The sequence below is a fragment of the Pseudomonas azotoformans genome, from assembly GCF_001579805.1.
Classification (GTDB): Bacteria; Pseudomonadota; Gammaproteobacteria; order Pseudomonadales; family Pseudomonadaceae; genus Aquipseudomonas; species Aquipseudomonas azotoformans_A.
This window is the reverse complement of sequence record NZ_CP014546.1, coordinates 5,830,307-5,845,542: the sequence shown is the minus strand read 5'-3', so window position 1 is coordinate 5,845,542 and position 15,236 is coordinate 5,830,307. Positions and strand designations below refer to the sequence as shown.

Annotated in this window: 9 protein-coding genes; 6 read left to right on the top strand and 3 right to left on the bottom strand. The window is 60.8% G+C overall.

Going from position 1 to position 15,236, the window contains the following annotated elements; genetic code table 11:
* Positions 1–340: 340 nt before the first annotated feature.
* Positions 341–6,550: a non-ribosomal peptide synthetase gene (locus AYR47_RS26755; RefSeq protein ID WP_061448992.1), complete on the top strand. Its 6,210-nt coding sequence runs from the start codon at positions 341–343 to the stop codon at positions 6,548–6,550.
* Positions 6,551–6,982: 432 nt separating this feature from the next.
* Here AYR47_RS26755 and AYR47_RS26750 read toward each other — a convergent pair whose 3' ends face one another.
* Positions 6,983–7,291, bottom strand: a complete 309-nt coding sequence (locus AYR47_RS26750) for a DUF6124 family protein (RefSeq protein ID WP_033903317.1) — start codon at positions 7,289–7,291, stop codon at positions 6,983–6,985.
* Positions 7,292–7,975: 684 nt separating this feature from the next.
* Between AYR47_RS26750 and AYR47_RS26745 the strand changes: the two genes are divergently transcribed.
* The 5 genes from AYR47_RS26745 to AYR47_RS26725 all read left to right on the top strand — a co-directional run bounded on the left by AYR47_RS26745 (position 7,976) and on the right by AYR47_RS26725 (position 12,003).
* Positions 7,976–8,905 carry an ATP-binding cassette domain-containing protein gene (locus AYR47_RS26745; protein WP_033903316.1) on the top strand — a complete coding sequence of 310 codons (930 nt, stop codon included), beginning with the start codon at positions 7,976–7,978 and terminating at the stop codon, positions 8,903–8,905.
* 63 nt (positions 8,906–8,968) lie between these two features.
* On the top strand, positions 8,969–9,526 hold the full coding sequence (locus AYR47_RS26740) for a helix-turn-helix domain-containing protein (protein WP_061448991.1): 558 nt from the start codon (positions 8,969–8,971) through the stop codon (positions 9,524–9,526).
* Positions 9,527–9,631: 105 nt separating this feature from the next.
* Positions 9,632–10,222: an HD domain-containing protein gene (locus AYR47_RS26735; protein ID WP_061448990.1), complete on the top strand. Its 591-nt coding sequence runs from the start codon at positions 9,632–9,634 to the stop codon at positions 10,220–10,222.
* A gap of 321 nt (positions 10,223–10,543) precedes the next feature.
* Positions 10,544–11,290, top strand: a complete 747-nt coding sequence (locus tag AYR47_RS26730; RefSeq protein WP_061448989.1) for a hypothetical protein — start codon at positions 10,544–10,546, stop codon at positions 11,288–11,290.
* Positions 11,290–12,003, top strand: a complete 714-nt coding sequence (locus AYR47_RS26725; RefSeq protein ID WP_061448988.1) for an AAA family ATPase — start codon at positions 11,290–11,292, stop codon at positions 12,001–12,003. The genes AYR47_RS26730 and AYR47_RS26725 overlap by 1 nt, the downstream gene beginning before the upstream one ends.
* 9 nt (positions 12,004–12,012) lie before the next feature.
* On the opposite strand, the gene AYR47_RS26720 is transcribed toward AYR47_RS26725, so the two are convergent.
* Together AYR47_RS26720 and arnT are read right to left on the bottom strand one after the other, a co-directional pair.
* The gene (locus AYR47_RS26720) at positions 12,013–13,533 is read right to left on the bottom strand and encodes an ArnT family glycosyltransferase (protein WP_061448987.1); all 1,521 of its coding nucleotides are present in this window, start codon (positions 13,531–13,533) and stop codon (positions 12,013–12,015) included.
* A complete protein-coding gene (gene arnT / locus AYR47_RS26715) occupies positions 13,533–15,188 on the bottom strand; it encodes a lipid IV(A) 4-amino-4-deoxy-L-arabinosyltransferase (protein ID WP_061448986.1) in 1,656 nt (551 codons plus the stop codon). Before arnT ends, AYR47_RS26720 begins: the two co-directional genes overlap by 1 nt.
* Between the last annotated feature and the right edge of the window lie 48 nt (positions 15,189–15,236).

Genomic DNA, 15,236 nt, shown 5'->3' with positions numbered 1-15,236 from the left:
CGTGCCATAAAAACCACGTCATTAATTCGACGTTTCTGAGAGGTAATTCCGGCCGATAAAAATCAGAAGAGGCTTTTAGAGTTAGTTAACTATTTGATAAACAACAAGAATTTTTATATTTAAAAACAATCAATGAATACTGACAGCGGGCAGGTATAGCCAATTTCCTACACAGCTTTAATCGTTTCAGCAGTGAACCATCAGCCAAGCTCAATCTATCCATTTGGATGTCCGGGTTTAGGGTGACAGACACTCCCCTATGCCCATGCTCCAATCCAGCCTATTCGTCGTAATGGGCCTCCCTGCGCGGCCAGTGCCTGAACCCCATGAGAAGGATCTTATGAAGCAATCCTCCAGCTTCCCCCTTACTGCCGCCCAACAGGACATCTGGCTCGACCAACTGCGCGTAGGCGATTCGCCGCTGTACAACATCGGCGGCTATGTGGATTTCGCCGGTCCCATCGCGCCAGACCTGATGCTGCGCGCCATCGAATTATTGGTGATCAAGCACGATGCGTTGCGCACGCAACTGCACACCGACGCCAACGGTTTGCCTCGGCAGACCTTCGCCACCACGTTGCCCGTCGAACTGGCCCTGCATGATGTTGCCGGGGAGGCTGATCCACAGGCCGCCAGCCAGGCGTTGATGCAGGCGCAAATGGCCCTGCCATTCTCCCTGCAGGGCGCGCCGCTGTTTCGCTTCTTCCTGGTCAAGCTCGACGACGATCACTACCGCCTTGGCACCCAGGCCCACCACCTGATCCTCGATGGCTGGGGCTTTGGCCAGATGCTGCAATCCCTGGCCCGGCTGTACACCGACCTGCAACAAGGCCGGCAGCCGGAGCCGTTGGCGCCGTCCTATGTCGACTTCATCGACGCGGATGAGCGCTACCACGCCTCGGCCCGCTATGCCCGCGACCGTGGGTATTGGCTGGGCAAATACCGCATGCTGCCGGAGCCCTTACTGACGCCCCGGCATACCGCCAAGGCGTCCAGCAATACCCTGGCCCAAGCGTTTCCGGTGGCGCTGCTCAACCGCATGGAACAAGTGGCCAACCGTTACCAGGCTTCGGCATTTCATGTACTGCTGGCGGCGATGTATGTGTATTTCACCCGCACCGCCCAGCGCCCGGAATGGGTGGTGGGGCTGCCGATTCTCAACCGCTCGAATGCGCGTTTTCGTTCCACTGTCGGGCTGTTCACCCAGGTCAGCGCGGTCCGTTTGCAGTTCGATGAGCAGTTGCCGTTCAGCGCCGTGGTGCGTGGGGTTCGTGACCAGCTCAAGCAGGACTTCCGCCACCAGCGTTTCCCCCTGAGCGAGATGAACCGTGAGCTGGGCTTGCGCCGCACCGATCGCGGTCAGTTGTTCGACCTGTCGGTGTCCTTCGAGCAGGATGACCACGAACTGCGCTACGGCACCACCGAGGCCCGCGCGGTCAAGGTGTCCAACCACCATGAGCCGTTGCCGCTGGCGATCCACCTGCGCAGCAACCGTTACCAGGACACCGCGTGCCTGCATTGCGTCTACAACGAAGCGTACTTCCAACACGACGACGTGCTCGCCCTGGCGCAGCGCTTTACCTGGCTGCTGGAACAAGGCTTGGAAGACGTGGCGCTGAAGATCAGTGACTTTTCCCTGGTGACACCCGCCGAACAGGCCCAGCTGCAACACTGGAACGCCACCGCCCAGCCCCACGCACCGCTGCAAACCCTGCACGGCCGCATCGAAGCCCAGGCCGCCCGTACGCCAGACGCCGTGGCGGCGGTGTACCAAGGCCGGCAACTGAGTTACGCCCAACTCAACCAGCAGGCCAATGCGCTGGCCCACCAACTGCTGGAGCGTGGTGTACAGCCGGACGACCGCGTGGTGATCCTGGCGCGGCGCGGGTTGGAGACGCTGGTGGGGTTGCTGGCGATCCTCAAATCCGGCGCCTGCTACGTGCCGGTCGACCCGGCCCATCCGGCCGAGCGCCTGAACTATTTGCTGCAAGACAGCGACCCGGTGGTGGTGCTCACCCAGCACGATCTGCTGTCGCGTTTGCCTGCGCTGGAGGTGCCGGTGATCCAGCTGGATCGCCCGACCTTCCACCTGGGCACCAACCCCCGCGTAGCGGTCAGTCCTTCCAATCTTGCCTATGTGATCTACACCTCTGGCTCCACTGGCCTGCCCAAGGGCGTGATGGTCGAGCATCACACCGTCGCGAACCTGGTGGACTGGCATTGCCAGGCCTTCGACCTGCACGCCGGCAGCCACACCGCCAGCGTCGCCGGTTTCGGGTTTGACGCGATGGCCTGGGAAATCTGGCCTGCGTTGTGCGTGGGCGCCACGGTGCACCTGCCGCCGGCGCATGACGGCGCCGAAGATATCGACGCGCTGCTCCGTTGGTGGCAGGCGCAGCCGCTGCAGGTGTGCTTCCTGCCAACGCCCGTGGCCGAGTACGCCTTCAGCCAAGGCCTGCAACACCCGACCCTGCGCACCCTGCTGATCGGCGGCGACCGTTTGCGGTCTTTTACCCAGGCGCAGTCCTTTGCGGTGATCAACAACTACGGCCCCACCGAAGCCACGGTGGTCGCCACCTCCGGCCGCATGGAAGTGGGCCAGCTCTTGCACATCGGCGCGCCCATCGCCAATGCCACGGTGTATTTGCTGGATGAACAGCAACGCCCGGTGCCCATCGGCGTGGCAGGGGAGCTGTACGTCGGCGGCAAAGGCGTCGCGCGGGGTTATCTCAATCGCCCCGAGCTGAGCGCCGAACGTTTCCTCGACGACCCATTTATGGAAGGCCGCATGTACCGCACCGGCGACCTCGCGCGCTGGCTGCCGGAGGGCAACCTGGAATACCTGGGGCGCAATGACGACCAGGTGAAAATCCGTGGCATGCGCATCGAACTGGGCGAAATTGAATCCGCACTTGCCACCCATCCGCAGGTGCAGGAAGCAGTGGTGCAGTCACGCGATGGGCAATTGCTCGCCTGGTTCGTCCCCCGCGAAGCGCTGCAGATCGAAGCCTTGCGTACCCACCTGCAGGCCTCGCTGCCCGACTACATGCTGCCCGCCGCCTACACGCAACTGGACGCGCTGCCCCTGACCGCCAACGGCAAGCTCGACCGCAAGGCATTGCCCGCGCCGACCCAGGACGCCTTTGTCACACGCCTGTACGAAGCCCCGCACGCCGGGGTGGAATCCCTGTTGGCGCAACTCTGGGCCGAGCTGTTGCAGGTGCAACAGATCGGGCGTCATGACCACTTTTTCGAACTCGGCGGGCATTCGTTGCTGGCCGTGCAGTTGGTGCAACGCATGCGCCAGGTCGGGCTGCGTGCCGATGTGCAGGTGCTGTTCGGCCAGCCGACCCTGGCGGCTTTGGCGGCGGCCAGTGAATACGGCGAGATGGACGCGCCTGAGCTGGCCGCACTGGATCCTGAGAGCCTGGCGCGCATCGTCGCGAGCATTCCCGGCGGCGCGGCCAATGTGCAGGACGTCTACCCACTGGCGCCGTTGCAGGAAGGCTTGCTCTACCACCACATCACCGACGAGCGCGATCCGTACCAGCAACAGGCGCTGTTCAGTTTTGCCCGGCGTGAGCAGGTGGACGCGTTTGCCCAGGCCCTGCAACAGGTGATCAACCGCCACGACATCCTGCGCACCAGCCTGGTGTGGGATGCGCTTGAGCAGCCAATGCAAGTGGTGTGGCGCGAGGCGCTGTTACGCGTTGAACCGTTGCGCGAGGAGTGTGAACCGCTGGATTTGCGCCAGGCTCCGCTGATGGCCCTGGACTATGCCGAAGAACCGCAGCACCAGCGCTGGGTTGCACGCCTGCGCTTTCATCACCTGGTCAACGACGCTACGTCCACCACGATCCTGATGCAGGAGCTCCGCGCCCATTTGCTCGGCCAGCAGGCGCAACTGCCGGTGCCGGTGCCGTATCGTAATGTGGTGACGCAAGCCCGTTCGCCGGCACGGCAGGCTGGGCATGAGGCGTTCTTTCGTGAGCAACTGGGCGATGTCGACGAGCCGACGCTGGCCTTCGGGTTACAGGAACGCCAGGCGGACCGGGCGCGCACGGATGAAGCCGAACGCGTGCTGAGCGACCGCCTCAATCAGCGCCTGCGTGCCCAGGCGCGAGGGTTGGGCGTGAGTGCCGCGAGCCTGTTCCACTTGGCCTGGGCCCAGGTGCTTAGCCGCGTCGCCGGGCGCGATGACGTGGTATTCGGCACCGTGTTGCTCGGCCGTTTGCAAGCGGGCGAGGGTGCTGACCGGGCCCTGGGCATGTTCATCAACACGCTGCCGCTGCGATTGCGCCTGGCCGGGAAAACCGTCGCTGATGCCCTGAGCGATACCCACGCTCGACTCAGCGCCTTGCTCGCCCATGAGCAGGCCTCGCTGGCGTTGGCCCAGCGTTGCAGCAGTGCATCGCCACTTTTCAACAGCCTGCTCAACTACCGCCACACCGACGCCGAACGCGACCTTACGTTGGTGCCGGGCATCGCCTTACTCAGCAGTGAAGACATTCTCAGCTACCCGCTGATGTTGACCGTGGATGACACCGCCAGTGGTTTCCAGATCAAGGCCAAGGCCCCACGTCAGGTCGGCGCCGAACGCTTGTTGGATTACCTTGAAACCGTGCTGGTCAACCTGACGGACGCGTTGGAGCAGGCACCGCAAACGCCACTGCGTGAAGTTCAGGTTCTGCCCGCCAGCGAGTTGAACACCTTGCTGGTGGACTTCAACGCCACTGAAACCGCATACCCCGAAACCCTCACCGTGCAGGCGCTGTTCGAAGCCCATGCGCGGCACATCCCCCATGCGGTGGCGGTGCAGGCCGGCGAGTTGCAACTCACCTACCGCGAGCTCAACGAACGCGCCAATCAACTGGCCTTCCACCTGCGCGAACGCGGGGTGCAACCGGATTCCCGCGTGGCGCTTTGCGTCGAGCGCGGGCTAGACCTGGTGGTGGGCTTGCTGGCGATCCTCAAGGCTGGCGGCGCCTATGTGCCGCTGGACCCAGGCTACCCGCGCGAGCGTCTGGCCTACATGCTCCACGACAGCCAACCGGTGGCGCTGCTGGTGCACGCGGCGACCCGCGACTTGTCGGGTGAGGTGTCGATTCCGGTGATCGACTTCGACCACTGCGCGTGGAGCCAGGCCCCCATCGGCAACCCGTTGGTGCCGGGCTTGAGCGTCGCCAACCTGGCCTACGTGATGTACACCTCGGGCTCCACCGGCACGCCCAAGGGCGTGATGATCGAGCACCGTGGCCTCGGTAACCTGATGCACTGGGGCTCGCAGTTGTGCCCCAACGCCGAGGGCGGCGCGCTGTTGCAACGGGCGCCTTTCAGCTTCGACGGCTCGGTGTGGGAGCTGTTCTGGCCGCTCACCAACGGCATGCGGTTGGTGCTCGCCCGGCCGGATGGGCATCGTGAGCCTGCCTACCTGGCGCAGGTGATTCGCGAGCAACAGATCAGTGTGATCAAGTTCGTGCCGGCCATGCTCCAGCAGTTTCTTGAACTGGAAGAGTCGGCCTTGTGCACCAGCCTGACCGACGTGCTGTGTGGCGGCGGCGAACTCACCGAAGCCCTGGCCCGTGGCGTGCAGGCGCGCTTGCCCAAGGTGCGCCTGCATAACGTCTATGGTCCCACCGAAGCTACGGTGGACAGCAGCGCCTGGACCCTGGAACCCGGCGCGCCGGTGCCTGCGCTGCAATTGCCGATTGGTCGGGCGATCAACAACACACGCCTTTATGTACTGGATGAACACGATGCGCCGGTGCCGATGGGGGTCAGTGGTCAGTTGCATATCGGCGGGGTCGGCGTGGCCCGTGGTTACCTGGGGTTGGAGCAGATGACCGCCGAACGGTTTATCGACAGCCCGTTTGTTGACGGCGACCGGCTGTATCGCACGGGTGATCTGGTGCGTTATCTACCGGACGGTAACCTTGAGTTCCTGGGGCGCAATGACTTTCAGGTCAAACTGCGCGGCGTGCGCTTGGAGCTGGGGGAAATTGAATCACGGCTGATGGCGCATCAGGCGTTGCGGGAAGTGGCGGTGTTGATTCGGGATGAGCGGTTGGTCGCCTATTTCTCTGTGCGTCATGAGGCTCCAAGCCTGGAAGCCTTGCGCGTGCATGTTCTGGAGCAGTTGCCGGAGTACATGGTGCCGGCGGCGTTTGTGCAATTGGATGAATTGCCGCTCAATCCTGCCGGTAAGCTTGACCGTAAGGCGTTGCCGGAGCCGGGATTGGAGTCGGTGGTGAGTCGGGCTTATGAAGCGCCGCTGGGGGAAGTGGAGATGCTGATGGCTGGGATTTGGGCTGAGGTGTTGAAGCTTGCGCGGGTGGGGCGGCATGACCATTTCTTTGAGCTGGGGGGGCATTCGTTGTTGGCGGTGAACCTGGTGGCGCGGATGCGCAAGGCGGGGTTGGAGGTGGATGCGCGGACGCTGTTCAGTCATCCGACGTTGGCGCAATTGGCGGCGCAGACGGCGACGCAGGTGGAGCGGGTGGAGGTTCCTCAGGCGGCCATTCCTCAGCTCAACCGGCGTCGCAGGATCTAAGGTTGGTAATGCGGATAGTGTGGGAACTGGCGTGCCTGCGAAGGCGGCCTGACAGCCGACCTGGATGTTGGATCAGACGGAGTACATATCCGTTATTTGGGTGATGGCGGGTATTGGTTCCGCCCTTACGGCGGGTCACTTTCGAAAAGCGCGAAAGTAACCAAAGCGCTCTTGCCCCAACACTCGGTACCTCGCTTAGGCTCGGTGTGCCCGAACGAAGGCTTGAATCCGTGGGCCGCCGCGATGGGCCATCCTTGGCCCAGCGCGGCTAACCCGGCGTCCTGCCGGGTTACCCACGGATTCAAGGCCTGCGTTCGGCCAGCGTGTTTGACGGGGCGCCTCAGATCAAGAGCGACTCGCTTCGCATCGTGGGTACGCTTTTTGGTTTCTGTAGATACCGGCTTGCCGGCGAAAAACGTGAGGACGCCGTGTTCAAGCAGTGGTAGGCGAAGGTTTCAGGCACGCGATGGAGCGATCCACCGTCGTTTTGGCCATTTCCAGTAAATGCCACACCGCCAGGATCTTAGCCCGCTCTGGGCTGGGCAACAGCTCGCCGCAATCCAATGCAGTCGCTGATGCGCTGTCGAGCAAACTGGCGGTGTAGAGCAGGGCGTCTTCGAAGCTGAGGTCTTCGTTGATGGCGTGGACACCCGGTGAAGGCAGGTAATGATCGATGGCGCGGTTGAAGGCGGCGCGGTCTTTGGCGGGGTCACAGGGTGGGTCGGGTAGGGCTTTGTTCATGGTGCAACTCCTATTGAGCAAAGGAGCTACCGCCGACGCTGCTAAACGCGGGTGGCAGCTGTACGCGGGTTAGCAGACCGGTCAATAGGAAAACCAGCGCACCCGAAGGTGCCCCGCGCACAGCCACCATAAACGCAGATGTGAACCGTGTGCCCATTGAAGTCAGGCTGCTAAACCCGATCACTGAAGTTCAGCGACGGAGCGAAGACTAGCCACCGATCCCGGCAGGCACAAGGCGGCGAGGATTGTCTAGGAAACGTCCTTCAATTAAAAGCGACACGCCTTGCTGGCCCTTTACAAACCATGACCAAATGCCATCCACCTCAGTCTGCGTTTAATAAATTCAAGATGCTTACGCGATATCCTGTGGCAAGCGGGCTTGTCGAATCGTCGCACCGCCCGCGTTGGGCTGCGCAGCAGACCCAAAACCAGGCAGCGCGGCCAGATAGGTAAACGATGTCCCCGGTTTGTACCTTCGCCGAGCATTGCCGGATGCCACGCTGAATGCATTCATCAAACTGCCGACAATCGCCTTATAACTCAAAAAAATTCGGCTATGCGATTCAGCTATTGGATTGTTCATGAGGTAATGCATTTAATTCGGGACCTAACTCATTGTTGTTCGGAATAAATCAGCGCCGTAAAGCGTTGTAATGAGTCACCGTTCCGCCTTAGAGATGAGCCATGAGCAACCTCGTTGCCGCCGCGCCCTTGATTCGCTTGCTTGGCCTGTGCAAAACCTTTGATGCCCAACGGGCGCTGGATCAGGTCAGCCTGGATATTTATCCGGGCGAGGGCGTGGCGTTGCTCGGCGCCACGGGGGCGGGCAAATCGACCTTGGTAAAGATCCTCAGCGGCAGCCTGGCGCCGGACACTGGTGAACTGTGGGTCGATGGCCAGCGCCAACGTTTCACCTCGCCGTTGTCGGCGCGCCGGGTTGGCATCGTGGCGGTGCACCAACGCCCCGACGATGGGATCGCCCCCGGCCTGAGTGTGGCCGAGAACTTGTTGCTCGATGAGCTGGGCCAACCCGACGCCGACTTCTTGCTCAACCGCAAAAACCTGCTGCAACGTGCCGAAGCCATCGCCGCCGGGCTGGGCCTGGACCTGCCGCTGCAACACCCGGTCGAACGCCTCGGCCAGGCGGACCGCCAATTGCTGGTGCTGGCCCGCGCCTTTGCACAGCAACCCCGATTCCTGATCCTCGACGAACCCACTGCCGCCCTGTCGGAAACCGACGCCGAACGCCTGCTTGGCCTGATCGACAGCCAGCGCGCACGGGGTGTGGCGATCCTCTACATTTCCCAGCGCTTGTCCGACCTGCAACGGGTCACCAACCGCGCGATTGTGTTGCAGGAAGGACGGCTGACCAGTGACCTCAATACCCGGCACTTGCCAAGTGCCGCGTATACCCTGTTCGGTGATGTGGACGAGCAGCCGGCAGTGATACCGGGCAAGACCTTGCCGGTGCCGTTTCTGGAGCGATTTACCCGCGCTGGGTTCATCCGCAATCGGGCAGAGGGACGGGCGGTGCAGGAGCAGGTCGCAGGGTTGCGAGTGGGCACGGACGAGGCCGGTGTGCCGCGCAAAAGCGGGATCAATCCCGAGAGTTGATTTGCAGGCGTGGGCGAACATCCATCAAACTGACCCGCCCCGTCGCCTCTCGAGAGTCTCGACATGTCTGACACATTGTTACCGCTGGCCTTGCCTGGCGTTGCGCTGAGGCGCTGGCGCCTGTTGCACCGCGTCAAGCAATCCCATGCCGCGCAGGTGTTCGGTGTGACCCAATCGACCATTTCCCGCTGGGAAAGCGGCGTGCAGGCCATGGACCCGGTGGCGCACAAACAGCTTGAGCAACTGCTGGCCGCTCGCCTCGACGCCGCCGCCGATCACGTCCTGGCCCGGCTGGTCAGCGAGAGCCCACGGCCCATGCACCTTGTCTGCGACCTGACCCACCGTCTGCTGGCGTGCTCCCCGAGCCGAGCCGCCGAGTTCACGCGCCCGATCAGTGAGCTGATGGGCTGCTCTCTTTGGCGTTTCGCCACCCCCGAGATCATGCGCAAGGAGCTGGCACTCAACGCATCCGGATGGCGCGAAACCCTGGCACCGCCTGCCGTGGAGTTTTCCACGGGCGCCAATGACTCGCTGCTCGTGCCCATCACGCAGGGTGTTTGCCGCTGGACCCGCATCCCCCTCTCGGACGGAACGGCCGCGCGCCTGGTCGAGACACTCTGACACGGGCGCACGCATATCTTATGCGTGGACGCCGGATAGCCCTGGACCTAGTCTGGCCGCCTGTGCAGTCGCGCAGCACGTCAGTCGACCGAGCCAGAGAACACCATGGACACCGAAGAGATCAAAGGGCGCCTCGCCTTCATTCGCGAGGCGGAAAAACTCAAGGACGTACTCCGCAGCGCCCACACCACCTCAGGGCGCACCGAAAGCACCGCGGAACATAGCTGGCGCCTGTGCCTGATGGCGATGGTTTTCGAGGATCAATTCAGCCATCTCGACAGGCTCAAACTGCTCAAGATGTGCGTCATTCATGACCTGGGGGAGGCCATCCATGGCGACATCCCGGCCATCCACAAAGCGTCGTTTCCCGACAAGAGCGAGCAAGAGAGAAAAGACCTTCTACACCTGACCCGCGCCCTCGACGGGCCATTGCAAACGCAGATAATGGCGCTCTGGGAGGACTATGAAACCGCACAGTCTGCCGAGGCCAAGGCCGTCAAGGCGCTGGACAAACTAGAGACCCTTCTCCAGCACAATCAGGGCAAGAACCCACCCGATTTCGACTATGGATTCAACCTGACCTACGGCAAAGGCTACACGGATGCCGATCCTTTGTTTGAGAGGCTTCGCGGGCTTATTGATGAGGGGGCGCGGGAGAAGATCGCCGCGTGTGATTCGGCGGTTTTGGCTGATTGAGCGCTCTCAGGTCAAATTTGACCAATGCCGCTCGTCGTATTTTTGCAAAAAAACAGTCGAGCAGCGCAGTACTTGTTAATTAATGAAGTATTTGATTGTTTTTGTAATGTGATCAATAAGTCACTAACGCTGTTGAAGAATGTGATGTTCGGGTGGCGTCCTCGAAAGAAGAAGTTCGTTGTATTCAATTGCTAGATGTCTGATTTTTATGAGTGAAATTTCTCATATTCACGAGCCTGGTAAAAATAGAGTATCTTGAATGTTTTTCCAAATGCGCTAAGTTTTGATGGAAAGTCGGTCACGCTTCCTGCGAGGTAAGCCATGAACGGTTATCCACTGTCCAAATCCTTTTTACTGGCCGCATTGTTTATAAAGGAACAGTTAAAGGAACCTGTTGCACTGTTCTGGATGGTGGTCTCTCCGGCGGTAACATTTTATCTAATCGCCTATGCGAGAACGTCCAATGATGATCGAACGATCAGTTATCTCGCCGTTACGTCATGGTTCTATGCCTTTATCGCCTGTAGCGTGGCTTTTTTTGGCCTGGCGTTTTATATCGTCGGGCGAAGAGAAAGTGGCTTCTTGCGCTCTTTTGTCTACACGACACCGACTAAGCTCATCTTTCTACTTGGGCAGTTTTTTGCCTATTCCTTCTTGTCGATTGTTTATTGCTTGGTGTTCTACGGCCTGACGCAATTTTATTTCGGGTCGGGGGTGGCAGTGTCGGATGTGCTGGATGTCGTGTTGAGGTTTTATATCTGTTTTCTCTTGTTCTCCATATTTTCGCTGTTGCTTACATTGGCTCCGCTAAGTTTTCAAAATGCCGGCACCGTTTTTTCTGTCTTGTTGTGTTTGATGTTGGCGCTTGGAATTGTCAGTGCCAGTTCATCTCATGCTGCGCTCCAGGTCATCAAACTGTTAAGTCCGATGGGATGGGCTAATCAAATAATGCTGGAGGGGGCCGCGGGGTCGATAGAGGTCGTGCTAGTTGTCATGGCGGCCTTTTCTATCTCCTTTGGCGTGACCTTTCGATTATTGCTCATCAACCCAATCTGGAGCCGATACTGATGAAGAAACTTATCGTCAGCTCACTCGGGGTCAGTTACCCAGGCCATGTACTGTTCAGCAACGCTTCTCTGACAGTCGCAGCCGGCTCCATATCAGGCCTTCTCGGCCCAAACGGCTCCGGCAAGACCACTTTTTTTGATGTGCTGTGCGGCCTGAAGAAAATAGAGGGCGGTGAGGTAAACAGCTCTTTCTCCAAGCTGCTGTACCTGTCGCAGATCATCAGTACGCCGCCTGTATTTCGCATGTTCGACATCTTCAAAATGGCCATGCTGTTTTGCTCCGACACTAAGGTTACCCAACAACATGCACTCGATAAAATCGAAAAATGGAGCCCCGGCATCGCAGAGCGTTACTGCGAGATCTGGAACAAAAAATCCGCACTCTGCAGTTATGGGGAAAAGCGTTGGTTTTTTACGTTGTCCCTGCTCTGCGCCAACGCGGACCTGGTGATACTGGATGAACCCACGGCGGGTGTGGATCCCGAGTTTCGTTATCACATCTGGCGTTGTTTGGAGGGGGCAGCGGCAGAGGGTGTCGCGGTGTTGGTTTCATCGCACAACGTCGATGAAATCGTCGCCCATTGCGATGATTTTTACATGCTGAGTCAAAGGCGATTCAACCGTTTTACTGATGCCCAAGGCTTCATGGACGCCTACGACGCCCAAAGCCTGGATGAGGCATTTATCCACGCCGCCAGTCTGCCAAAAGGATAAGACCGCCTTCTATTTGGGCTGGGGAATGAACGCCACGCTCCCATCCTCACGCTTGTGAAACCACCGCTCGCCATTATCCGGCTGGGTGCCAATCACCCGATGATCCTTGCCCAGATAAGCCAGTGGCGCGGGATCGTCCTTGGCGTACTGCGCGACAATGATGGTGCGTTGCGGGTCGAAGGTCTGGCCGCTGGTTTTTTCCAGCCAGGCCAGGAATGCCGCGCTGTCGCCCTGGCGGGGAAAGTCCTGGGTTTCGGCCACGTAGTAGAACGGCTTGCCGCCGTTTTGCAGGTACATCGGCACTTTGTTGTCCGCTTCCACCAGCACCCATTGCCATTGCTCCCATGGCGCGATTTGGGTCGCTTCGGCTCGTACGTCTTCGGCAAAGCGAGTCACGCCGCCGTTGCTGTTGCTCCAGGGGTAGGCCACGCCGAGTATCAACAGCATCAGGGCAGCGGCGATGGCGAAGCCTTTGAACCAGCGTGACTGGCTGGCCGGCCGTGCCCGCAGGCGTTCGCTGACCCACCAGGCGCCGAGCAGCTGGGCGAAGGGCACCAATGGCAGTACGTAGTAGCTGCGTCGGCTGCCGCTGGCGGTGAAGAACACGAACAACAGGCCCAGGCCCCACACCAGCCAGCGCACGTTCGGCGGCGTGTGGCGCCAGTGCCGCAGCGCCAGCCACAGGCCGAGCAGCCAGCAGGGTACCCAGGGCAGGGTGTAGGCGGGCAGGTAGATCAGGTAGGTGTAGATCGGGCCCATATGGTCGAACGGGTCGAAAAAGCGCACCACGTTTTCGCGGAACACCAGGGCCAGGCCGCTGCTGCCATAGCTAGGGGCACCGTAGAGATGGGACAGCACGAAGGGCACGGCATACACCGCCGCAGCGATCAGCAAGGCACACACCAGGCGCAGGTTGAGGTGGCGCTTGTAGCGATGTTCCGCCAGGAGGTGTGGCAGCAGCACCAGGCCGGGCAGCACAAAGCCGATCAGCCCTTTGAACAGCGAGGTCACGGCCAGCAGCAGGAAGAACACGCTATAGCGACCCAGCCGCGTGTCCTCCGGCCCGCGCCAGTACCACCACACCGCCGCCAGCACACCACACACCGTCAGCACGTCCGCCGTGGCCACGCGCGCCCAGAACAGGAAGTAGAAGGTGGTGGCGAGCATCCAACCGGCAATCAGCCCGGTGCCCTTGCGCAGCAGTTGTTCGCCGATCAGGTAGACCAGCCACACGCTCAGCCAGGCGCCGATCACGGACGGCAAGCGCAGTGACCAGGGACCGAGGCCACCCAGCAAGTGGGCACTGGCGGTGATCAGCCAGTAGGAGGGCAGGGGTTTGTCGTAATAGGGCGCGCCCTTGAGGTAGGGATCGAAATAGTCACCGCTCTGCAGCATCTGCAAGGCGATGTTCGCCCAACGGGTTTCCGGGCCCCATAGGTCGCGTGCGCCCAGGCCGGTCAGCAGTAGCAGGGCGGTGACGCCCAGCAACAGCAGCAGGGCGCCGCGTTCGGTCTTCCAGAAAGCCGCCATCACGGCGATTTCGAGTAGATGATCAGTTCGAGGGAGCCCTTGTAGTAGCGTTTGCCTCCGGGCGGCAGTTGCCCGGCTTCGCGCATTTCACTGGTGCTGTTGACGCGCATCAGTACGCCGACCGAGCCGAGTCGGCGCTGTTCCTTGAGCCAGGCCTGCACCGCTTCCAATTCCACTTTGCGATGCACCGAACCTGCGTACTGCAAGCCATATCGCAGCTCACCCTCGGTGTCGTACAGCGCCACTTCCGGGCGTTTCAGGCGCCAGGCCAAGGCACTGGCATTCCCCAGTTCGTTGCTCAGCAGGGCTTGGGTCTGTTGCAGTTCTTCCAGGTGTTCGAGCACAAACTGGTCGGGCATTTCGTTGTCCGCGATCCACTCCGGCATGCTCGCCGGCAGCAGGATCACCAGCAGGCCGATGCCCAGCGCTGGCATCGCCCACAGCGTCAGCGGGCGGAAGGCTTGCAGCAGGTTGGTGAGGATCCACCCCAGCAACACGATAAACGCCAGGGACAGGCTGAACATCTCCGCATGGCTGTTGCTGTACAAGGGTCGGGCGATTTGCAGGTAGATCAGCACGACCATGGCCGCCATGCCGATCACGAAGTTGAGCAGGCCATTGAGGCAGATCGTGCGGGCTTTATGCCGGTTGATCAGGTCGACCAGTGTATGCCCCATCAACAAGGCCAGGGGCAGCAGGCACGGCATGATGTAGGTCGGCAGCTTGCCGTTGCTCAGGCTGAAGAAACCCAGTGGCAACAGCAGCCACAGGGCCAGGAAGGCGATGGCCGGTTGGCGCTTTTCCTGCCAGGTCTTGCGCAGGGTGCTCGGCAGCAACCCTGCCCAAGGCAGACACGCTACCGCGATGATCGGCAGGAAGAACCACCACGGCCGCACGTGTTGCGCGTTGTCGGCGCTGAAGCGGCGGATGTGTTCATTCCAGAAAAAGAAGCGCCAGAAGTCCGGTTCCTGCAGATGGATCGCCAGCGCCCAAGGCAGGCACGCCAACAAGCACACCAGCATGGCCAGCGGGCCATAGCGCAGCAGTTCGCCCAGGCGGCGTTGCCAGAGCATGTAAGGCACGGCGATCAACACCGGCAACGCCAGGGCCAGGAACCCCTTGGTCAGGAAACCCAGGGCGCAGGCCAGGCCCACGACGGTCCACGCCCAAAGACGGCCGCGTACTGTGTGGCTGTCGAGGGCAAACCACAGGGCCACCAGGCTCAGGTTGACCCACAGGGTGAATTGCGGATCCAGGTTGGAGTAGCCCGCTTGCCCGGCCACCAGGCCGAAGCTCAGGTAGAGCAGGGCGCAGGCGAAGCTTTTGCGCGGGTCATCCCACAGGCGACGGGCGATCAGGTAGGCCAGCAGCACGCTCAAGCCGGTCGTAAGCGCCGAGGCGATACGCACGCCGAACAGGTTCTGGCCGAACACCGCTTGGCCCAAGGCGATCAACCAATAGCCGCCAGCGGGTTTTTCAAAATAGCGGATGCCCATGAAATGCGGCGCTACCCAGTTGCCGCTCTGGAGCATTTCCTGGCTGATCTGGGCGTAGCGGGTTTCGTCCGGGATCCACAAGCCGTGCAGACCCAGGGGCAACAGGTAAAACGCGACAAAGGCCAGTAATAACAGTGGCAGAGGTTTTAATCGAGTCATGCAAACGTCGCTCCCTGACGTTTAGTTGTGGGAGTTTCAAGTAATGAA